Origin of the sequence: Phaeocystidibacter marisrubri (genome assembly GCF_008933165.1) — a bacterium.
Taxonomy (GTDB): domain Bacteria; phylum Bacteroidota; class Bacteroidia; order Flavobacteriales; family Schleiferiaceae; genus Phaeocystidibacter; species Phaeocystidibacter marisrubri.
This window is the reverse complement of sequence record NZ_WBVQ01000001.1, coordinates 1,549,335-1,571,636: the sequence shown is the minus strand read 5'-3', so window position 1 is coordinate 1,571,636 and position 22,302 is coordinate 1,549,335. Positions and strand designations below refer to the sequence as shown.

The following is a 22,302-nucleotide window of genomic DNA, read 5'->3' as shown; positions in this document are numbered from 1 at the left end:
AGTTTAAACTAAAGTTTTAGTAGATTGCGGTATGAAGAAGAATCATACCGAATTGACGAAGGCTGAAGAAGAGGTGATGCAACACCTCTGGGAAATGGATGGAGCGTTTGTGAAGGATATCATTGCGCGCATGTCCGATCCAAAGCCTGCCTACAATACTGTTTCTACCATTGCCCGCATTCTGGAACAGAAGGGTTTTGTGACTCACGAATCGCATGGTAGATCACATAAGTATGTTCCCATTATAGCGCGAGATAAGTATCGATCACTAGCTTCCAAAAGTCTCTTGGATCGATTTTTTGACAAGTCACTTAGCGGAATGGTGCACTTCTTTGTAGATCGAGAAGATGTCTCAGTCAACGATATTGATGAGATGATGCAAATTCTGGAGGAAACCAAGAGGAAGAAGGTGTCCAAATGAGTTTCAGTTCCATGATCATATCAGTGGTGCTGGGAATACTGGTTTGGCTTTTCTGGAAAGTGTATTTGAAGAGCCGCGTTAGTCTTGCGCAAGCCCGTTTCTTTCTTCTGCTCTCGGTTGCAGTGGTGGTCTTCATTCCGTTTATTGCTTTTCCTGCTCTGCGCGAAGTAGCTCCTCGGCTACTGCCAGAAATATCTGTTGTACAGAATAGCCTAGCATGGGTTCCGAGTTCTAATAAGGCCATGCAATTTTCAGCTAAGCTGATTATCGTCACGGGATCATGCGTTCAAGTCGTCCTGTTTATATGGACTTATTTCCGCATTCAACGGTATAGAAGAAAGGGGCAAAAGTCATTCATTTCCAATCACCGGGTAGTCGTACATCCAGATGTGCCCTCTCCGTTTGTCTTTATTCGAACCATTTTCTTACCACACATGAATCGAGGTGAGATGAACTGGGTGATTGAGCACGAAATGGCACATCTGAAGCTTGTGCATCAATGGGACAGTAGTTTTTTGTTGATCGCAAGGACGCTAGCTTGGTGGAATCCGCTTCTATGGACGCTATCCAAAGAGTTAAAACTAACGCATGAAAAACAAGCCGATTTGGCTGTAGTGCAATCAAAAGGGAATGCAGAAGAATATGCTCAACAATTGGTGGATTATGCCGTGAAAGGGGGATTCGCATTCGCACATAACTATTCAATTACTCATCAAATTAAAGAACGAATGAAAAATTTAAATGCGATTCAGAAGAAGTCAACTTCTGCCATGATGCTATCTACTCTCTTTCTTTTTATGCTCTCTTTTGGAGCCATTTATGCTCAAGAGTCTTCAGCATTATCGCCTATTCAAGTTGACCAAATGCCACTTTTAGCTGGATGTGAAGAGGGGGATGAGGCTTGCTTTAACGAGAAACTGTTGGAGCACGTGGTTTCCCAAATGGAAGTTCCCAAAGGAGTTGAGTTTACTCAGGAACCCGCGCGTTTCTGGGTGAGTTTTGTAATCGATGAAGAGGGAGATGTGGGAAGCGTAGAATTGATGCGCAGCCCTTGTGCAGATCCAAATTCAGAAGAATGCGCTGAGGTGAAGGCAGAAATCAGTGATGCACTTACTTCACTTCCAGTAGAAAAGGCGGCGGTGAAAGGCGGTGTTTTTGTGAAGGTTGAATATACCGTACCCGTTGTTATTGCAATGAAGGGAGAAGAGTAGGGCAGTACCCTCTTAAAATTCATGGTAAGGTGAGGAGTGATTCCTCGCCTTATTTTGTTCTAGGGCGGAAGGTTTTGGTAGAGTGTTCTACTGCCTTCATCAAGTCTTCAAGCTCTTGCGGGCGGAGGGTGCGGTAATGCCCCACGGGAATATCCAGCTTGATATTCATCACACGAATGCGCTTGAGTTTGGTTACGTTGTAGTCGAAGTACTCACACATTCTCCGAATCTGGCGGTTTAAGCCTTGTGTAAGGATAATTCGGAAGACGAATTTGCTGATCTGTTCAATCTCACATTTCTTGGTAACCGTATCGAGAATGGGAACCCCACCGGCCATTCCGCGAAGGAATTTTTCGGTGATAGGACGATCTACGGTAACAATGTATTCCTTTTCGTGACCGTTGGAAGCGCGCAAAATCTTATTGACGATATCGCCGTCACTAGTGAGGAGAATGAGTCCTTCTGAAGGTTTGTCGAGACGCCCAATAGGGAAGATGCGCTCTGGGTAACTGATGTAGTCAATGATATTGTCTTTCTCTCGCTTGGTATCAGTTGTGCAAACAATTCCGATGGGCTTGTTAAAGGCCAAATAGGTGAATTCCTTTTGGGTATGGCCCACAAGCTTTCCATCTACGCGAATTTCATTGTGTGGACCAATCTTGGTGCCCATGAGCGGCTTTTCGCCATCAATGGTAATTCTGCCTTGCTCCAACAGCTTATCTGCTGCACGTCTAGAGCAAATGCCACGTTCACTTAAAAACTTATTGATTCTTACGAGTTCTGACACGGTATTCGAAATATGCTACAAAGGTAGAATAGATTCTAGAATCAGTGGTGAAACCTCGGCATTAGGCGGGTCATGAATGGATTTGTTTGAGATTTGGTCAAAGAAGGTGAGGTAGTGAAAGTTTACTCCATGTAGAATCGCTAAATTTAGTCCCCAAAAGTTATCTGCCTAACAACACACCCAAATGTTTAAATATTTCAAGCACTTCAAACAGGATTTTCCTGCCAGTATTGTCGTTTTCCTCGTTGCATTACCCCTTTGTTTGGGGATCGCTGTAGCGTCGGAAGCGCCACCTTTTGCTGGATTGCTCTCTGGGATCATTGGTGGTGTGGTGGTCGGATCACTGAGTAAGTCGCATTTAAGTGTAAGTGGACCTGCGGCGGGATTGGTAACCATTGTAGCCGCGGCCATTTTGGACTTAGGTTATGAAACCTTTCTATTGGCTGTATTGATTGCCGGACTGATCCAGTTTTTACTAGGTTTGGTTCGAGCGGGCATTATTGGTCACTTCTTTCCATCTTCTGTCATTAAGGGAATGCTTGCTGCCATTGGTGTTATTCTCATCATGAAACAGGTGCAGCACATATTTGGGTACGATGGTGACCCAGTAGGGGAAATGGAGTTTTTCCAACCCGATGGCTTCAACACTTTTACCGGGATGATTCGTCCCTTCCAAGAGCCCGTTTTAAGTGGAGCCATTCTCATTGGTTTCATCTGCTTGGGCTTACTCATTTTGTGGAACAGCAAGTTTGTGAAGAACAATCCTTGGTTGAGCAAAATTCCAGGTGCGGTTTTGGTGGTTATTTTGGGTGCCGGACTTAATGCATTGTTCATGAATATTGCTCCCGACTTAGCCTTGGGAGAAGCTCACTTGGTGAATGTTCCAGAATTCTCCAGTTGGACGGATTTCAAAGACAAGCTTATGACACCCGATTTTAGCAATTTGGGAGACAAGCGTGTGTATATCGTGGCTATAACGCTTGCATTGGTTGCTTCTTTGGAAACCCTATTGAGTATTGAAGCGGTAGACAAGATGGATCCGCACAAGAGACGCACCTCTCAGAACGCAGAGCTACGCGCACAAGGTGTGGGGAATATGTTGAGTGGACTCGTAGGAGGATTGCCGATTACCGCTGTGATTGTCCGATCTACTGCGAACCTTGAAGCCAAAGCACAAAGCAAGATGTCGGCCATCTATCACGGTATTCTCATTCTAGTTGCTGTCTTTGTGTTTCCATATATCATCAACTTGATTCCAATGGCATCTCTGGCGGCCATTCTATTGATGGTTGGTTACAAACTCACACAGCCATCCCTCTACAAGGCACAATTCAATTTGGGGTGGGATCGATTTATTCCATTCCTTGTTACCATCATCGCTATTCTCTTCTCGGATTTGCTGATCGGTGTATCTATTGGTTTGATCGTTGGTATTTTCTTCATCCTTCGCGCCAACTACCGAGTGCCTTATCATTACAACGAAGAGGAGGTAGAAACCAATGGAAGTAAGGTGATTACCATCCGTTTGTCAGAACACGTTTCATTCTTAAACAAAGCGAGTTTGCAATTGAATTTGGATCAACTGCCTCACGGTTCTACCGTTGTAATTGACGGCGAATTCACGAAGGATATCGATTACGATTGCTTGGAAGTCATCTACAGTTTTGTAGAAGTTGCTGATGAACGAGAGATTCAACTAACGCTGAAGAACATTCCGTCATTAGAGAGTTTCCATCGAAAATAGAAATGGAATTGAAATAAGAAAGGCACCCAAATGGGTGCCTTTTTACTTTGGTAAACAAGGATGTTAATCGTTGCCTAGCATACTCATTACATAGTAAAGTAATACGGTAATAGCGGCCAACGCACTCACCAAGTACGTGCGAGCAGCCCATTTCAATCCGTCAACGGCCATTTCATGGGTAGCCGGACTTGTGATGTTCGCATTTTCAAGCCAAGCCAGTGCTCGGTTCGTCGCATCGTATTCCACAGGTAGCGTTACCACAGAGAACAGGGTAACTACAGCTTGGGCACCGATGAAAATCCACATGACAAGTTCGTAGTTCCAAGAGAATACAAACATTCCAAAAATGGCCATCCAGAAGATGATGTTCATCAATTTACTGCTGAATTGAACTGCTGGAACCATTGCGGTTCTCATGTTCAACCAAGCATATCCTGTAGCGTGTTGAATCGCGTGTCCACATTCGTGTGCTGCAATGGAAGCTGCAGCAATGGAACGTCCGTTAAATACATCCGGACTCAAGTTCACGGTTTTGTTTGCAGGATTGTAGTGATCGGTGAGTTTTCCGGGAACGGAGATGACTTTTACATCGTGAATGCCACTGTCGTGCAGCATCTTCTCGGCAACTTCTCTACCGGTGAGTCCAGCATCTACTGGAACTTTGGAGTACTTCTCCATTTTGCTTTTCAATCGACCTTGAACGACAAAGCCGATTATCATGAAGCCAATTACAATTATCCAGATCATTTTCTTGTTTCGTTTACTGAACTTGAAATTTACAAATCCTATGCCTACTCTATGCATGGAGTTCGATAGATTTGTAGAATAATCACACACCATGAGTAAAGAAAGACCTCTAATCCTAGTTTGTAACGACGATGGTATCACTGCACCGGGTATTCGAACCCTTATCAGTGAAATGAATCAACTGGGTGAGGTTGTGGTAGTTGCGCCAGATTCTCCTCAGTCGGGAATGGGGCATGCGATCACGATTAACGCTACTCTGCGCTGTGATCCTTTCCGATTTGATGACGGCCCGCAAGTGGAATATGCCGCTTCGGGCACTCCGGTGGACTGTGTCAAACTGGCAGTAAACGTCATTCTGCCTAGAAAACCAGATTTGTTGGTGTCAGGTGTGAATCACGGATCGAATTCCTCCATTAATGTCATCTACAGTGGAACAATGTCGGCCGCCATGGAAGGTTCTCTAGAATCCATTCCATCTATTGGATTTAGTTTGTGTGATTTCGATTGGGATGCAGATTTTGAAGCAGCCCGTCCGTACATTCGCAAGATTGCTTCAGAAGTGTTGGCCAACGGTATCCCACAGGGAACTTGTTTGAATGTAAACATCCCCAAGAATACGAAAGATGGCTACGCGGGAGTTAAAGTATGTCGACAAGCACGTGCGAATTGGGAAGAAGAATTCGACGAGCGGAAAGATCCACGCGAGCGCAAGTATTACTGGCTAACTGGAAAGTTTGTCAATTACGATCATGGTGTGGATACCGATGAATGGGCTTTGGAGAACAACTTCATTTCCATTGTTCCCGTAACTTCTGATTTTACAGCGCACCACGCTATTTCTACCTTGAACAGTTTGAATCTTGAATAGACCTTCACCACAAAGACGTCCCGGGCCAATGCCTCCAAGACGTTCGAATAAAAAGACGAACATTGAGTTCATCTTGGGCTTAACCCTTGGACTCCTTACTCCCGTTTTTGCCATTGCCATTCTCTTGGAATACTATCCAAGGGTAAACCCGAATGAGCCCCTTGATCACTTCACGCAAGTATTTCTCTACTCGCGCGTAATCATCTTTGCGGTGGTGCTGAATGCGGCCGTCTTCTTCGCGGGGCTTCGCTTTAACCGCGAGGGCTTATCGAGAGGGATTCTGATTGCCTGTATCATCTGTGTACTGGCCGTAGCTTATCTGAAATTCTTCTACGAATGAAGTACTACGTTATTGTAGGAGAAGCATCGGGGGATCTTCACGGAGCCAATTTGATGAAGGCACTAAAGACGGCAGATTCGAGTGCAGAATTCCGTTTTTGGGGTGGTGATCAAATGGAAGAAGTGGCAGGCGTTTCGCCCGTTAAGCATTACAAAGAACTGGCCTTTATGGGCTTCATAGAGGTGATCATGAACCTTCGTACCATCTTGGGGAACCTGAAGTTGGCCAAGTCGGATATCGAAGAGTATCATCCCGATGCCATTGTATTGATAGATTACCCAGGTTTTAACCTTCGAATTGCCGAATGGGCGAAGGAGAAGGGCATTCCTGTCTACTATTATATCTCTCCACAAATTTGGGCTTGGAAGCAGAATCGCGTACATGCTATTAAGAAGAATGTCACCAAGATGCTGACCATCCTTCCGTTTGAACGGGAGTTTTACGGGAAGTTTGATATGGAGGTAGACTTTGTTGGTCATCCATTACTGGACGCCATTCAAAATCGCACGGAACGCACGGTAGAAGATGTTTTGGGAAAGGATGATGGTCGTAAAATTGTTGCCCTTCTTCCGGGAAGTAGAAAACAGGAGATTGAATCTATGCTGGCGACGATGTTGAAGATGCCTGCTCAATTTCCCGAGTATCGCTTTGTGGTGGCAGGTGCTCCTAGTCAGGATGAAGCATTCTACAAGAGCTTGGGTTTGGGAGATGCAGAATTGCTGATGAATCAAACCTATGATTTGCTTTCTATTTCGCATGCAGCTTGCGTAACCAGTGGAACCGCCACTTTGGAAACCGCACTCTTCAATGTGCCTGAAGTGGTCTGTTACAAGGGGAGTGCTATCTCTTATCAAATCGCCAAACGCTTGGTAAAAGTGAAGTACATTTCACTGGTCAATTTAATTGTGGATAGAGAGATTGTTACCGAACTCATCCAAGGCGATATGAATGCGAAGAAACTCAAGAAGGAGTTGGCACTTGTTTTGGAAGGAGAGAAGCGCGAGCAAATGTTAGAAGATTTGAGCGAACTCCGATCGGCACTTGGCGGTCCTGGGGCTTCGCAGCGCGCAGCAGATGCGATTGTAAATCACTTGAAAAAGTGAAAATTCGGCTCGTCATACTACTTGCATTGGCGAGCTTGGCCGGAATGGCGAACGACACGTTGCGCGTTCGACTCTTTTCGGATAAAACCGTTTCCAATACACAGATTCGGGTTCGAGCTGGGCATTATGCCTGGGTTGCCATGACATCTGATGGGGTCTATGTAGATACCATCGCTGATGCTAGTCCGCATCGCAACTGGCTATTCGATATCCGTCCCACTTCTGATGATCTTTCTATCCATCACTCCGGGATTAGCTTGGGGAGATATCCCATACTCAAATTGGTGCCTCTCACTGATAGTGCTTGGTATTTGATCAAGGGCTATGGTCCTGAGCGGGTGTATGAAGGCGCACTTGAGATTCGCAGAAACGGTTCTCAATTAACCTTGATTGGTGAGGTTGATATGCAGTCGTACATCGCAGGTGTTGTGGAATCAGAAGGAGGGCATTTTACGCAAGTGGAATACTTTAAAGCACAAGCCGTTTTAGCGCGGACTTGGTTAATGTCCAATTGGAGAAAGCACATCAGAGAAGGTTATAATGTTAAGGATGACGTTTCCTCTCAAGCCTACTACAGCATGGCTTATCTTCAGAACAGCTCAACCATCCGAAGGGCGGTTCGAGAAACGGGGGATTCTATTTTGGTGGATTCAGATTCCATTCCTGTGCTCGGTGTTTTTCACTCAAACAGTGGCGGACAAACGGCAAATTCTGAAGAAGTTTGGAGTAGAGAAGTGGCGTACTTGAAATCGGTGAGCGACACTTTTTCTTTGGAAGGGGATAAGGCGGTTTGGACAAAGACCATCGACAAAGAGGCATTCATCTCCTATATTGCTGGAAAGGTGAACGCCAATCCGAGAGATGCCAATTTTAGAGTGGCGGTATTGGAATACAAACCACTAGGTCGAGAAGGATATTTCTCATTTGCAGGTAGGCGAATGAAATGGCGCGATGTCCGTTCTCACTTTAACTTGCGTTCGGCTTGGTTTAGTGTAGAAGAGAATGGCAATTCTGTCATCTTACACGGTAGAGGATTTGGCCATGGAGTTGGTTTATCTCAAGAAGGAGCCATGATTATGGCACGCATGGGATTCGGTTACAAATCCATACTTGCTCATTATTTTGCGCAAACTCATGTGGTGAGTTTGGGCGATGTGCGGTAAAGACAGAGTAAATTGAGGATACCAAGTCTGTCCTCTCTTGAAAACGCACAAACTTCCCTTTCGCTTAGCCTATGGCGTACTTGCTCTTTCTGCGGGTATTGTGACGCATCCCATTTCAGATTGGGTCATATGCAGCATCGCTTTGCTGATTTCACTCATTGCAGTCATTATTTGTGCTCTTCGCACTCTGTTTCCTCACACGGCGTGGCTTTTCCTGTTCTTCGGTTTGCTATCGGCTTTTCTCTTTGGAAACGGGCGTTATAGGTTGTCGGTAGATTTGTTGGAAGGAGTCGAGAATGGGTATTGTACCGATTTTGTTCAGCTCGATTCACGATGGACGAATACATATGGAAAGTATACAGCTGAGGTGACCACGGATGATGGGCGGCATTGGAAGGCGTATAGCCAGCGGCCCGATACCACTTTGGAGCCAGGCTCGGTCTTACACGTTTCGGGCTACAGATCAAGGTTCCAAGCACCGGTTTATCCCTATCAATTTGATGAAGAGACTTATTACCACAGCAAGGGATTCAGTGGAAAGTGGTATTTCGATGGTCTTGTATTGATTCGGACTCAACGCGAACCTTCACTCCGAAACCAAATAATCGACAGGATTCGCTCTTGGCCTGTGCGTCCCGCCACCCGTGCTTTCTATTTGGCCATGATCACGGGAGAGAAAGGGGATATTGAGACTGAAGATCGAGAGGCATTCTCACGATCGGGATTGGTGCACATACTGGCGGTTTCAGGATTACATGTAGGATTGATTGTGGCCTTTGTAAACGGCGTGTTTTTCTTTTCTGTATTTCGCCAAACTGAATGGGGGAGGTGGATGGTATGGGCAATAAGCCTGATTGCGCTTTGGTTCTTTGTCTATATCAGCGGAAGCAGTTCTTCGGTGTTGAGGGCGGCAATTATGTTCAGTGCGGTGGCAACAGCAAGGGCGCTCAAGCGCAAGGCGGCAACACCTGAGGCTGTTTGGCTTTCGGCCTATTTATTATTGTTGATCAATCCATATGAAGTCTATGCCTTGGGTTTTCAACTCAGCTTTGCAGCGGTGTTTAGCATTGTGTATGGACATGCATTTGTTCAGAATTGGATAAGAGAGCGGTATGGTTCTTCAAAAAAGACAAAAGTTCTATCTCTGTTGTCGGTGAGCTTTTGGGCGCAGTTGGGGACAAGTCCGATTACGCTGTATCACTTCCATCAATTTCCCAATTTCTTCCTTTTCAGTAATGTCCTATTTCTTCCCTTTGTTCCAATATTGCTAGGATTGGGAATTCTGCTTACCCTTTGGAGTGGCTGGTCCATACCTCCAGTGTGGTTGTTTCATCTCGTAGATGGAGCGGTGAATATCTTCAATTATGGCGTTCACTGGGTTTCGAATCTGCCAGGTTCCGTTACAGAGGGAATCTACTTGTCAAAAATTCAAGCTTGGTTGTGCCTGTCGTTTGTCGTGGTTGTTATCATTGCCATGTATCAAAGGAACTTGAAGGCATGGGGATTGGGCATCATACTTCTATCGGTACTACCCTTTGCCAGAGAGGGGAAAACAGATGCATATTGGGTTCATCATTTTAGGGAGAATACCATTTTAGAGATGGAAGAAGCGAATGGCGTTCAGCTCTATATGGCAGATACCACTTTACAGTCGGCTTTTTTCCGACAAACCAAGTTCTGGCGCTCCAGTAGAGGCGTTCAATCGGTTTCGGTGAGCTATTGGGAATTTCAGCCGTTGGAAGAGGGCGGTGAGAATGACTACTTCGCAGTTTCTGGAGACTCAATACTTCAACAGTTCCGTCAGTCGTCGCCGTAGTTCTTCCTTGTCCTTGATCACACTGATTTCTCCATCAAGCACAATGGCTATTTGTCCCGTTTCTTCACTGGCAACCAAGCAAACAGCGTCTGTTTTTTCTGATAGACCTACGGCTGCTCTGTGGCGGAGACCGTAACGCGCTGGGATTTCATCGCTTTCTGAAACGGGCAAAATGGCGGAGGCCGACATGATCTTATCTTGAGCAATAATCACAGCGCCATCGTGAAGTGGGGCATCTTTAAAAAAGATACTTTGAAGAAGTCGGCTGCCCACTTTTGCATTCAAGGCTACTCCTGTTTGAGCGTAGTAGCCCAAGGGCATTTTCCGTTCAATGGCAATCAGAGCACCTGTTTTGGTTTCTATCATCTGACTCATGGCATGAACAATGGGATCAACATCCACTTCTTGTTCTTCGCGTTTCAGCCAAAGTAATTGTCGCAGGAAACGTCTTCGTCTCCCGAAACTATTCGAGCCAATCATCAACAAAAACTTTCTAACCTCCTGTTGAAAGACAATGATGAGCGCAATGAAACCCACATTGATAAACTGTTCCAGAATTTCTGAAAGCAATTCCATGTGGAGTACGGCTGCGATCTTCCAAGTGATGTAAATGGCAACTACACCGCCAAAGATGTAAATGGCCGGAGTTCCTCTTACTAAGCGATACAGACTGAATAGAACGCCTGCGAAGATGAGAATTTCCAGTGCGTTAAGCGCGAATTCGGCTGCAGTCATTAGTTACTTGGACTTATTGAGTTGACGCCACAAGGTACGAGTTTCCACAGCGGCCTGCACATCGTGAACACGCAGGATATGCGCTCCCGCTTCTAAGGCGATCATATTCAAAGCGGTGGTGCCATTCAATGCTTCACTCGGCGATGAATTCAATGATTTCCATATCATCGACTTTCTGCTTAGGCCAACAAATAGTGGATGTCCCAATTCGTGGAAGTAATCCAAGTTTCTCAGAATTTCAAAGTTCTGCTCCACCGTCTTTCCAAATCCAAAACCGGGATCAATGAGTACATCGTTTACGCCTAGTTCCATCAGTTGCCGCGTTTTCGTCGCCAAATTCGCCACAATTTCTTCTACCACATGAGTGTAATTTGGATCGTCTTGCATGGTTTCGACGTTCCCCTGAATGTGCATTAAAACGTACGGAAGCTTCAACTTGGCAACCATTTCAAACATGTTTGTATCAAAGGTTCCCCCAGAGATGTCGTTGATGATATCCGCGCCACAATCTGCTGCGCGTTCTGCCACAGAAGAGTGATAGGTATCGATACTAATAAGCGTATTTGGATGCTCTTTTCGGATGCGAATGAGTGCATTTTTCAATCGGGTCCATTCTGCTTCTGCTCCAATTTGTTCCGCTTTAGGTCGGGTAGATTGGGCTCCGAGATCAATTCCATCGGCACCATTTTCTATCATCTTGGACACTTTCGCCAAAACATCCTCCTCAGAATGAAGCGTTCCGCCATCAAAAAAAGAATCAGGGGTTAGGTTCACAATCCCGAAGATGTGGGGGGAAGAAATGTCGATAATACGTCCACCTACTCGGATGGTCGATTTCCGCTCTATTTTGGTATCTTTCGCACTCAGATTCTTCATGAAGTCGTGCCGTAATTTAGCTGGCAGGCTGAATCATCAAAAGTAGCAAATGAGCGATACACCCAAGCAATTTGATCAGGTAGTAAACGAGTGTAGAACCCTTTTTGAGAAAAAGTTGGTCGACTACGGTGCTGCATGGCGAATTTTGCGCCTTCCTTCTCTAACGGATCAAATCTTCATCAAAGCGCAGCGATTGAGAAGCATTGAAGATAAAGGGACGCAGAAAGTGGCCGATGATCTAAGAGGGGAGTATATCGGTATTTTGAACTACAGTGTGATTGCGCTCATCAATATGGAACATGGCGTGGCCGATCAGATTGATATGGATACGGCTGAGGCTATGCGCGAATACGACAAGCACGTTGCCGCCATTAAGCAGTTGATGATGGACAAGAATCACGACTACGGAGAGGCGTGGCGAGATATGCGCGTTCCTTCTTTCACCGATCTCATTTTACAAAAGTTGCTTCGCGTAAAGCAAATTGAAAACAATGCTGGCAAAACCTTGGTTAGCGAAGGGATTGATGCAAATTATATGGACATGTTTAATTACTCTGTCTTCGCACTCATTCAAATGGAGGAAGCGGCGAAGGCTGAATAATGAAGGGATAGAAGACTAAAACTTATGAGACGTTACCTGGTACAATTCATCCGAATACTTGTCGGAGCCCTCTTTATTTTCTCGGGATATGTGAAGCTGAACGACCCTATGGGATTCGGCTTTAAGCTGGAAGAATATTTCTCGGAAAGTGTGTTGAACTTACCATTCTTTACTCCTTATGTAGTGGAAATGGCCATTGCTATTTGTGTGGTAGAGATTGTAGTGGGACTCACTTTACTGCTTGGTATTTGGAGAAAGCTCACCCTGTGGGTACTTACGGTGATGATTGTCTTCTTCACTTTCCTTACGTTCTATTCCTCGTATTACGACGTAGTAACGGATTGTGGATGTTTTGGAGATGCCATTCCACTCACTCCGGATCAGTCGTTTGGAAAGGATGTGATTTTGACCATTCTTATTCTCATCTTGGTATTTAACAGAGATGTGATTCAACCTATTGTTAGAAAGGGGACAGGTGGGGCCATTGTAGCTATCGCCACCTTGCTTTGTTTCTACAATTCGCACCACGTTTTGAACCATCTTCCTCGTCAGGATTTTAGAGCGTACAAGATTGGAACGGACATCGCAGAAGGCATGAAGTCGGCGGAGGAATTGGGAAAAGAAGCTCCCGTATATGAGACCTTCTTCATCTTTGAGAATGAAGCCGGGGAACGCGTTGAGGTGAGTGGAACGGCTTACGTGGAAGACAAGTGGTACGAGAAGACCGAATGGACCATGTTGAGTGATCTCTCTGAATCTCGCAAAATCAAAGACGGATATGAACCACCGATTCACGATTTCATCATGGAATCGGATACGGGAGATATTACCACTTGGGTATTGGAACAACCCAAGGTCATCCTCGTTCTTTCTTACTTGCTTGAAAAGGCCGACAGTGATGGATTAAAGGCCATAAGCGCATGGAGCTGGCCGCTTGAAGAAGCGGGATATAAAGTTTTGGGCTGGACAAATTCTGGCTACGAAGCGGTTGAAGAAGCTCGTCATGAGCACTCATTGCCTTTCAGTTTTGTTTCTGGAGATGGAACCACCATCAAAACCGTGGTTCGCAGTAACCCTGGAATTGTAGCTTTAAAGAACGGCGTGATTGTAGGGAAGTGGCATTGGAATGATCGTCCAACGACTGCTGAATTGGAAGAGGTTTTTAAATGAGATGGGTGAGTAGCGTGCTGTCTAAGCTGGGCCAAGCGCTCGGAGTTCTTTGGGGAGTGGCTACGTTGATTTTCGTCTTGTTTAACGTGCTGACTGGAGATCCCGCTCGGATGATGATGGATCAGCGAGAAGACGAGCAAGTCCTTCAAGCTATACGGGCCAAGCTTGGCTTAGATCAACCCATGCTTACACAGTATGGGTATTACTTGAACGATTTATCGCCCATCAGTTGGCACAGCGGGGTCGCATCTAATTATACGCATTTTGAGAATCACGCTTACAGCGGTGTTCCTCTGTTGAAGGTAGAAAGCGGAACACTGGCCCTAAAGTGGCCGTACCTCCGAGAATCGTTTCAACAACAGGGACGTTCCGTGGGGAGCATCATTTCTGAAACCCTACCCAATACGGCTGTTTTGGCGATAGCCAGTATCTCTCTTGCCATTCTATTCGGAATATTGATTGGGGTACTTTCTGCCCTTTGGAAAGACGGTTGGTTTGATCGTTTTTGGACCGTTGCCGGAACGCTAGGGATGTCGGTTCCGTCCTTTTTCTCAGCCATTCTCATCGCTTGGTTGTTTGGATACGTTTTATCTGAGTACACTGGGTTGAGCATGACGGGCAGTCTCTACGAGGTAGATGATTACGGAACAGGGCGTTACTTGGCCTTAGATCATTTGATATTACCAGCCATTACCTTGGGCATTCGTCCCATTGGAGTCATCATTCAGCTCACGCGAAACAGCGTACTAGAAACGCTTAATCAAGATTACATTCGAACGGCAAAGGCCAAAGGACTGAGCACTCGACAAATCGTTTACCGACATGTGATGCGAAACAGTCTAAATCCTGTAGTAACAGCGGTGAGCGGATGGTTCGCCAGCATGTTGGCCGGTGCAGTGTTTGTGGAATACATCTTTGGTTGGAATGGGCTGGGCAAGCAGATTGTAGATGCGCTCAACCAAAAAGATTTGCCCGTAGTGATGGGGGCCGTGCTCACCATTGCTTCCGTATTCATCATCATAAATATTTTGGTGGATATCACTTATAGGATTTTAGATCCTCGCATTCGAGCGTAAGCAGGCCATTGAGAAAATTCCTTCGATATTCTCTATTTGAGTTCCGGGGAAAAGTCTAGGCAAAGGATTAAATTCGTCTCAAATTGAATTCCCCTTCTTATGAGAGCACGAATTGTAGCAGGAAACTGGAAAATGAATACTGTCCCTTCTGAAGGAGTGGGATTGGTAGTAGAGATTCTCGAGAAACTCGATTCAAAATATACAGGAGATACACGCGTAATATTATCGCCGCCTTTCACCCATTTGATTGATGTGATTGATCATGTGTGGGAAGTCCCTCAAATATCAGTGGCTGCACAAAATTGTCACCACGAGGACAATGGAGCATACACCGGAGAGATTTCTGCCGGGATGATTTCTGATTTAAATATTGATGCCGTCATCTTGGGTCACTCTGAGCGTCGCCAATATTTTGGCGAAGATGATGCGCTATTGGCCAAGAAAGTAAATGCTGCTATCCGCAATTCTTTGATGCCAATCTTTTGTGTTGGAGAGGTTTTGGAGGATAGAAAGGCCAATAAACACAATGAAGTTGTTACTTCTCAACTCACTCAAGGTTTGTTCCATCTATCGTCAGAGGAGTTTAAAAACGTAATTATTGCTTACGAACCTGTTTGGGCAATTGGAACGGGCGAGACCGCTTCGCCACAACAAGCACAAGACATGCACAAATCAATTCGAGCGCATGTGGCGAGTAAGTATGGTGAAGACGCTGCTAACAACGTGTCCATTCTTTACGGAGGTTCGGTAAAGCCGAATAACGCAAGTGAAATCTTTAGTCAGCCTGATGTAGACGGTGGATTGATTGGAGGCGCTTCTTTGAACGCCGATGATTTTGTTTCCATTGTACATGCGATGGCTCCTGCAAAAGGTGGATTGCACGCGGTATGAATTACATCAAATTAGCCTTTCATATCGACCCTATTGAGCCGGGTAGAGATATTCTCTATGCAGAACTCGATGGACTTCCTGTAGAGAGCGCCACCGATACGGATACAGGAGTAGAAGCCTTTATTCCCGAAGATCAGTATTCCGAGGTTTCTGAGAGTGATTTTCCAATGACCTCGGCTGTTGCCGAATTGAAGTGGACGGTTGAAACTGTGGAACAGCAGAACTGGAATGCCGAATGGGAAAAGAATTTCGAACCCATTGAGGTGGGAAGCGGACTTCACATTCGAGCTCCATTTCACGAAAGCAGAGCGGCAGAATTTGACTATGAAATTGTCATCGAGCCAAAGATGAGCTTTGGTACGGGACATCACCAAACCACTTGGCTGATGTGCCAGTATCTTCTCGATTTAGATCTAAAGGGAAAAGACGTTCTCGATATGGGATGTGGCACGGCAGTATTGGCCATTTTGGCGAAGATGCGTGGAGCTGCTTACGTAGAGGGAATTGACATTGAAGAGTGGGCGGCAGAAAACTCGAGAGAGAATGCCGCACGCAATGGATATGAAGATATTCACATCATTCACGGCGATGCCTCGGATTTAGGGAAACGGAAATTCGATGTGATTATCGCGAATATCAATAGGAATATTCTAACCAGAGACATGGAATCGTACACTTCGGTATTGAATCCTGGAGGGACATTGCTCCTCAGTGGATTTTATGAAAGTGATATATCCGTTCTGGAAGGAGTAGGGAAGCCATTGGGCTTTCATCCTCAGCGCATAGAGACGAAAGATCGTTGGGCTGCGTTGATATGGAGTAAAGACTGAAACACAAGAACTACATGGGGAAGTTTACGATCATCAAACTCTTGGTGTGCGGACTATTCCTCTTCTCTTTCTATGATGCCAATGCACAGGGGAGGTTGAGGGCGTTCACTGCCGAGCCACAAGCGTATTTTGACGAATTGACGGAGTTCATGGGAGATATGGACGATGTAGATTCAGACAGTTTAGAATTATTGCTGAACCGTTTCAAGATAGTTTGGGAGGGATTTAGTGAAGGTGATCGAGCTTCTCAATACGACTTGTCGAATAATTTGCTTCGCAAACGCGTCGTGCATTACGACGCATGGAGAAAATTGCTGAAAAGTGAGATTTACCTCGCCGAGAATGAAGAGGTAGAGGACCTGTCACAGGCACTTGTTTACCTGTCCAATTATTCCAAAGAAGAGGGAAGTCGATTTATCGTCGCCCTACTCGACAACATCTACATTGCCCTCCAACCTGATATCGTATTTGACAATGGGCGTTTCCGCTGGGAGGCTCTGAATGGCACGGCGGACTTTGCTATGGTGGATGGGATGCCTACAATGACCTACCAGAAAGTAGACATGTGGGGATATTATCGTTCCGATAGCACATTAGTAGAGATGACCTCAGGGGTCTATAATATTCAAACCAATGAATTTAAAGGAGATGGCGGCAATGTGTTTTGGACCCGTGCGGGAATGTCGGCCGATACCGTTTACGCCGAATTGTCTACATACGCGATCTCCATGGATAACGCCGGATTTAAGGCGGATTCCGTTACCCTTCATAGTGTTCTCTTCATCAAAGAGCCTCTGCTTGGGTATTACGAAGAGCGCTTGACTTCCAACCCCAATGAAGTCAATGCAGTATTTCCTCGCTTCGTGGCCTATGATAGAGTGGATATCAAAGACTTCCTACCGGGGGTAGACTACGAAGGTGGTTTTTCTATGGTGGGAAGGAACTTCTACGCTTCGGATGAATTGCCGAGTAGAGCGGTTATGAAGTTCCGACATGAGAACGACTATCAAGTGGTTTTGAAGGCTGAACGCTTTTTGCTTCGGGATGATCTTGTACGCTCAGAAGCTTGCAATGTTTACATCAAGCTGGGTGAGAAGGACAGTCTTTATCACCCTAAAAGCACCATGCAGTACCTGCCAGAGCAGGTGAAGTTGACGCTAACGCGAAACGATGAAGGCTTGTCGATGACGCCGTATACCGACAGCTACCACGACATGGATATTTTTCCAGATCAGATCACCTGGCGGATGAATACGCCACAGATGTTCATTCAGAACTTGAACTTGGGATCCACCACTCCGGTGGTATTTGAGTCGAAGAATTATTTCCGAGGCGAGCGCTTTAGTGCTTTGGCAGGTCTTGATAGAGTGAATCCTCTCTATCGCTTGCGCGATGTGGCCGTGGCGAGGGATACCGCTGATCAGAGTTTGGAGTCGGTGGCCAGATATCTCCGAATGGATGAATTGCACGCCGAGCGCTTCCTGATGCTGATGTCGATCCAGAACTTTATCAATTACGACATCATCAATAAAACCGTCTCCTTCAACGACAAACTGTTCGATTATATCCTCGATTATGAAGGGTACCGCGACTACGATGTAATTCGCTTTGTTTCTGGTGTTTCTAGAGGAGCCAATGCCTCTATTTCACTGCTGAACTACGACATGGATATTGTGGGAATTAACTCCATTGCCTTGTCCGATAGTCAGGAGGTTGCACTCTTTCCCACCGAACACAAGATTACAGTTCATGAAGGAATGGACTTCGACTTTGACGGCAAGATTCAAGCGGGTCGATTCTCCTTCTGGGGGAAAGGGCATTTCTTTGATTATGACATGTTTCGGATTAGTATGCCTGACATCGACTCTATGCGATTCAAAGTGGAGGAGTTCGACGATGGAACACGTCTTCCAGGAACCCGACCGAAGTTGGTGAGTGTAAAGAACACCTTGCAAGATATCAATGGGGAACTGCTGATTGACCGGCCGAATAACAAATCGGGGAAGGTTAGCTATACCGAGTACCCCATCTTTAAATCGGCCACAGAGAGTTACGTTTACTACGACAATCAGTCCATTTACGAAGGCGTGTACGACAGAGAACGCTTCTTTGTGGAGCTAGAGCCGTTTGAAATCGATTCCCTAGATAATACCAGTACCGAAGGTCTAACCTTTGACGGTGTTTTTGTGTCCGCCGGAATTTTCCCAGACATGCCGCAAACCGTCATGGTTCAGGAAGATTACTCCCTTGGATTTAAAACCACTACGCCGCCGACAGGACTTCCAGCTTATGGAGGTAAGGGTAAGTTCTACAATGATTTACAACTTTCCAATGAAGGTTTAGTGGGGACGGGTCAAATCGAATACATTACCTCCACGGCGGTGGGGGATGCCTTCACCTTCTTCCCGGATAGTACCAATGGCATAGCCAGCAGCTATGTCATCGAAGAGCGATCAACGGGGACTGTGCAATACCCTCCAGCTGATGGTCAGAATGTTTTCATCAACTGGCGACCGTATGATGATGTCATGTACGCAAAATCGCGATCAACACCGTTCAACATGTACGGACCTATTGGTATGAAAGCCGAGGGTACATTGGCCTACGGAGCTTCGGACTTGCGCGGGGATGCCAAGCTCGAATTCCTCGATGCACAGACCATTTCCAAAGACTTTGTATTCTCTAATCGATCCTTTGATGCGCAGAGTACCAGCTTTGCGGTGAAGAAGGATCCAACTTCAGATTGGGCCTTTAAACTTTGGGATGCCAATGGGTATGTAGACTTCGACAAACAATATGGCGAGTTTACCTTGAATGGAGGAACACAGTACATGGAGTTTACCATGAACAAATACATCACTTGGATGGACCATGCGGAGTGGAATATTCCAGTGAAAACCATCGAAGTGTCGCATGAAAGCGGACAATTGAGTCGAATGGTTGGAACCGCTCGTCGTTTGGACTCTTTGGAGTTTATGGCGATGTCGGCCAAGTTCGCTCTAGAGCCAAGTCTCCTTGAAGCTTTTGAAGTGCCAGAAATCGATGTGGCAGATTCGCGAATCTTCCCAGATTCGGGTTATGTGGCCATTGATCCTAACGCCTACATGCGCGAGCTTACCAACGCTCGTTTAACGGCGAACCGCTACTTGAAATACCACAACTTCTACAACGGAACCTTCAAGATTGATACTCGACACAAGTACAGTGGTTCAGCTGATTATGAATATCTCGACAAGGATGGTACGGCATGGCCACTGTTCTTTGAGGAAATCAAAGTAGACACCTCTGAAACCACCATTGGATTAGCCAAGGTGAAGAAAGAGGATGAATTCTATCTGAGTCCGTTCTTTGGCTATTACGGCAAAGTCCGTTTGCGCGCTCCAGAGCGACTCATGACGTACGATGGTCACCTGCTCATCCAGCACACTTGTGAGAACCTAGAAACCGATTGGTTTAAGTTTGAGAGTGAGATTGATCCGAACGACATCGTTGTGGATTTACCGGAAGACAATCCAACAACTCGTGGAGATGATATCTATAACGGTATCTATCTGGCACCTGACAGCACGAGTATCTACACCGGATTCTTGAACAATGATGCCTCCAAGGTAGACAAGGAGCTCATTTCGGCGACTGGAGTATTGTTCTATGATGAAACCTTGAACAGTTACATCATCACCACTCGCAGAAAACTTCGCGACGAGAGTATTCCGGACAATTACGTGAGCTTCAACAACCGCGATTGTATCATGACCGGGAAAGGGAAGATTAGCCTTGCTCAGAACACCGGCAGGGTAGAAGTAGAAAGTTACGGGGTAGCCGTGCACGACTTGCGTAATGACGAGTTACAAGTAGACGTGACCATGACCTGGAACTTCCTCTTTAGCGAAGACCTCATGAACGCCTTTGCAATGGAGATCAATGCAGAGAGTGGGTTGGCAGCTTCTTCCTTAGATGGAGAGGGGTACAACATCGCCATGCAGAACATCATCACGGATAAAGAAGATAGACAAGAGTACTTTGCAGACATCGCCAATTACGGAGCGCCAGAAGAAGTTCCTAAACCTTTACGCCGTACCATTGTTTTCACAGACATAACCCTGCTTTGGAGTGAAGAACGCAGTTCGTTTGTCAGTGATGGCAACTTAGGTATCGGTAACTTCGGCGAAGCACAGGTAAACAAGAGTGTTGAAGGGATTATGGAAATAATGCCGCGAAGAAGATCGGACGAGTTGTTCTTGTATTTAGAGCCAACTCGAGACTACTTCTTCTTCCAATACAGAAGAAACATAATGCAATTCTACTCGACCAACGAGGAGATTACAGCCATGGTGCTATTGGTAGAGGCAGACGAGAGAGCTTTGGAAGCTGAGGGCGGTAAGCCGAGATACGCCTACAATCAGACCTCGCGTGGACGAGTAAGTCTATTCTTAAGACGACATGACAGAGAGTAAAATCAAGATGGCCTATACACCACAACCGGAAGAGCGAGAGCTTCCGGAGGTGGATGTACTGGAAATGGAGGACAAGGAGAACGTCATTGTCCTCTACAACGATGAAGAGAACACCTTTGACCACGTAATTGAGTGTTTAATTTCAATTTGTGACCACACATTTGAGCAGGCTCAACAGTGTGCAATTATCACCCATTATAAAGGTAAGTGTGAGGTACTTAGCGGTAGTTATAATCACCTAGAGCCTAGATGTACCGCGCTTTTATCTGAAGGTTTATCTGCAGAAATTTTCTAAAGTACTTGCAAGAATCCAAATGCTGCGTATATTTGCAGCCCCTTAAGCAATCAACCACGCTTAAGGTCACCGGCCGGACGGCCGATTACATATAGGATGGCTCCGTAGCTTAACTGGATAGAGCACCTGACTACGGATCAGGAGGTTCGGGGTTCGAATCCCTGCGGAGTCACAAAAAGCCCAAGTTTTTGCTTGGGCTTTTTTTATTCCCCGAAGGGATAATCATCACGTTTTACTTAGGTGATTTGACGGATTGTGTTTGGGGTGTTTAAGGGGTTTGAGGCGTTTAATTGGTTTCAGGGGTTTTAGGCGTTTCAGGCGTTTTAGGTGTTTAAGAAGTTAACTGTGTTGAGGTTTTTCCGCCGCTGATGTTTTACGGCTTACGGCTTGGGCATTTGGTCGTGACGGAAATGGGGTGCTATTGATGCTGTGCGCGTATTTTGCGACTGCCGTTCGAATCCTATCTCGTAGTTCTTTCTTCAGTATTTTCTCTATTGACATTCTATTCCCAGGAGTGTCGTCGAATTCTTCCCGTCTGGGTTTATAAATCTTCGTCACTTGGGGTGTAGTTACACTAGTATGGGGTGGGGAGTTCGGGAATGGCCCCTGTTACGCATTTATGTTCACTTGTCAATTGCTGCGAAAGTCGAGCGATCTTGCTCTCCCGTGGACGAAGCAAAGTATTACCTCGTGGGAATCGATTCTGTGGATTTGACACAGTTGCCAGCAAAGGTCGTAAAGAAGCCTTCTATTCGCTTTTTGCGTCAAAAGCTATCGGGTGGGAGAATTGAGGTAGAAGTACCGATTATCGAGCCTGCAAGGGTGCTTATTCAAAAGTATGCAGCACGAGCGGACAAGCATTTACTCTTTGCCTGGCATCATCAACCATCAGATAATAAACTATACGTATCCCAACGGAATCGCATTCAAAAGAAAATGGCCATCCTCCTTCCAGGAATTAAGATAGGCACGAAGATGGACAGGCATACTTTTGCTTCTCATGGTCGTCAAGTAGGTGTGGATCCAGATCTATTAACTCAACTAATGGGGCATGAGGTGCCGGGCTATCAAATTGCGAATGTTTATAAGGAGAGATATAGGTTTGGCATACTCTATTAAGGATTGTGTAGTATAATCACCTATAAAGTAGTGTAAATACTACTTTTTATGCGTA

20 protein-coding genes and 1 tRNA gene are annotated in these 22,302 nt (G+C 45.7%); 17 read left to right on the top strand and 4 right to left on the bottom strand.

Features of this window, described 5'->3' with window-relative positions:
- Positions 1 to 31 precede the first annotated feature (31 nt).
- Positions 32 to 421 (top strand): BlaI/MecI/CopY family transcriptional regulator, encoded by a 390-nt coding sequence (locus F8C82_RS07025; protein ID WP_151692836.1) that lies wholly within the window; start codon positions 32 to 34, stop codon positions 419 to 421.
- 11 nt (positions 422 to 432) lie between these two features.
- Entirely contained in the window at positions 433 to 1,632 is a 1,200-nt protein-coding gene (locus F8C82_RS07020) for a M56 family metallopeptidase (RefSeq protein WP_170266182.1), read from the top strand.
- Positions 1,633 to 1,681: 49 nt separating this feature from the next.
- On the opposite strand, the gene rluF is transcribed toward F8C82_RS07020, so the two are convergent.
- The gene (gene rluF / locus F8C82_RS07015; protein ID WP_151692834.1) at positions 1,682 to 2,419 is read right to left on the bottom strand and encodes a 23S rRNA pseudouridine(2604) synthase RluF; all 738 of its coding nucleotides are present in this window, start codon (positions 2,417 to 2,419) and stop codon (positions 1,682 to 1,684) included.
- A 184-nt stretch (positions 2,420 to 2,603) separates the two neighbouring features.
- Between rluF and F8C82_RS07010 the strand changes: the two genes are divergently transcribed.
- The gene (locus F8C82_RS07010; protein WP_151692833.1) at positions 2,604 to 4,163 is read left to right on the top strand and encodes a SulP family inorganic anion transporter; all 1,560 of its coding nucleotides are present in this window, start codon (positions 2,604 to 2,606) and stop codon (positions 4,161 to 4,163) included.
- 63 nt (positions 4,164 to 4,226) lie between these two features.
- On the opposite strand, the gene F8C82_RS07005 is transcribed toward F8C82_RS07010, so the two are convergent.
- Complete coding sequence (locus F8C82_RS07005) at positions 4,227 to 4,910, bottom strand: zinc metallopeptidase (protein ID WP_151692832.1); 684 nt, start codon at positions 4,908 to 4,910, stop codon at positions 4,227 to 4,229.
- A 91-nt stretch (positions 4,911 to 5,001) separates the two neighbouring features.
- On the opposite strand from F8C82_RS07005, the gene surE reads away from it, so the two are divergent.
- Genes surE through F8C82_RS06980 form a run of 5 tightly spaced genes read left to right on the top strand, consistent with a single transcriptional unit; the run spans position 5,002 to position 10,200 of the window.
- Entirely contained in the window at positions 5,002 to 5,778 is a 777-nt protein-coding gene (gene surE / locus F8C82_RS07000) for a 5'/3'-nucleotidase SurE (RefSeq protein ID WP_151692831.1), read from the top strand.
- A gap of 28 nt (positions 5,779 to 5,806) precedes the next feature.
- Positions 5,807 to 6,118, top strand: a complete 312-nt coding sequence (locus F8C82_RS06995) for a hypothetical protein (RefSeq protein WP_151692830.1) — start codon at positions 5,807 to 5,809, stop codon at positions 6,116 to 6,118.
- Positions 6,115 to 7,221 (top strand): lipid-A-disaccharide synthase, encoded by a 1,107-nt coding sequence (gene lpxB, locus F8C82_RS06990; RefSeq protein ID WP_151692829.1) that lies wholly within the window; start codon positions 6,115 to 6,117, stop codon positions 7,219 to 7,221. The genes F8C82_RS06995 and lpxB overlap by 4 nt, the downstream gene beginning before the upstream one ends.
- Entirely contained in the window at positions 7,218 to 8,384 is a 1,167-nt protein-coding gene (locus F8C82_RS06985; protein ID WP_151692828.1) for a SpoIID/LytB domain-containing protein, read from the top strand. The genes lpxB and F8C82_RS06985 overlap by 4 nt, the downstream gene beginning before the upstream one ends.
- 37 nt (positions 8,385 to 8,421) lie before the next feature.
- Positions 8,422 to 10,200: a ComEC/Rec2 family competence protein gene (locus F8C82_RS06980; RefSeq protein WP_151692827.1), complete on the top strand. Its 1,779-nt coding sequence runs from the start codon at positions 8,422 to 8,424 to the stop codon at positions 10,198 to 10,200.
- Here F8C82_RS06980 and cdaA read toward each other — a convergent pair.
- Positions 10,165 to 10,935 (bottom strand): diadenylate cyclase CdaA, encoded by a 771-nt coding sequence (gene cdaA, locus F8C82_RS06975; protein WP_151692826.1) that lies wholly within the window; start codon positions 10,933 to 10,935, stop codon positions 10,165 to 10,167. The two genes, F8C82_RS06980 and cdaA, sit on opposite strands and share 36 nt — an antisense overlap.
- 3 nt (positions 10,936 to 10,938) lie before the next feature.
- The gene (folP, locus tag F8C82_RS06970) at positions 10,939 to 11,811 is read right to left on the bottom strand and encodes a dihydropteroate synthase (RefSeq protein ID WP_151692825.1); all 873 of its coding nucleotides are present in this window, start codon (positions 11,809 to 11,811) and stop codon (positions 10,939 to 10,941) included.
- A gap of 49 nt (positions 11,812 to 11,860) precedes the next feature.
- Between folP and F8C82_RS06965 the strand changes: the two genes are divergently transcribed.
- From F8C82_RS06965 to F8C82_RS06925, 9 genes are all read left to right on the top strand, one after another.
- Positions 11,861 to 12,412: a DUF1599 domain-containing protein gene (locus F8C82_RS06965; RefSeq protein ID WP_151692824.1), complete on the top strand. Its 552-nt coding sequence runs from the start codon at positions 11,861 to 11,863 to the stop codon at positions 12,410 to 12,412.
- 24 nt (positions 12,413 to 12,436) lie between these two features.
- Entirely contained in the window at positions 12,437 to 13,582 is a 1,146-nt protein-coding gene (locus tag F8C82_RS06960) for a BT_3928 family protein (protein WP_151692823.1), read from the top strand.
- Complete coding sequence (locus F8C82_RS06955; RefSeq protein WP_151692822.1) at positions 13,579 to 14,658, top strand: ABC transporter permease; 1,080 nt, start codon at positions 13,579 to 13,581, stop codon at positions 14,656 to 14,658. The genes F8C82_RS06960 and F8C82_RS06955 overlap by 4 nt, the downstream gene beginning before the upstream one ends.
- Positions 14,659 to 14,757: 99 nt before the next feature.
- A complete protein-coding gene (gene tpiA / locus F8C82_RS06950; protein ID WP_151692821.1) occupies positions 14,758 to 15,549 on the top strand; it encodes a triose-phosphate isomerase in 792 nt (263 codons plus the stop codon).
- Entirely contained in the window at positions 15,546 to 16,379 is an 834-nt protein-coding gene (gene prmA / locus F8C82_RS06945; protein ID WP_151692820.1) for a 50S ribosomal protein L11 methyltransferase, read from the top strand. Before tpiA ends, prmA begins: the two co-directional genes overlap by 4 nt.
- A gap of 14 nt (positions 16,380 to 16,393) precedes the next feature.
- Entirely contained in the window at positions 16,394 to 20,833 is a 4,440-nt protein-coding gene (locus F8C82_RS06940) for a hypothetical protein (RefSeq protein WP_151692819.1), read from the top strand.
- Positions 20,820 to 21,128, top strand: coding sequence for an ATP-dependent Clp protease adaptor ClpS (locus F8C82_RS06935; protein ID WP_407675821.1), 309 nt, complete (start codon positions 20,820 to 20,822; stop codon positions 21,126 to 21,128). Before F8C82_RS06940 ends, F8C82_RS06935 begins: the two co-directional genes overlap by 14 nt.
- A gap of 98 nt (positions 21,129 to 21,226) precedes the next feature.
- Positions 21,227 to 21,300: transfer RNA gene (locus F8C82_RS06930), tRNA-Arg, on the top strand.
- 494 nt (positions 21,301 to 21,794) lie between these two features.
- Complete coding sequence (locus F8C82_RS06925) at positions 21,795 to 22,247, top strand: site-specific integrase (protein WP_151692818.1); 453 nt, start codon at positions 21,795 to 21,797, stop codon at positions 22,245 to 22,247.
- Positions 22,248 to 22,302: the final 55 nt, after the last annotated feature.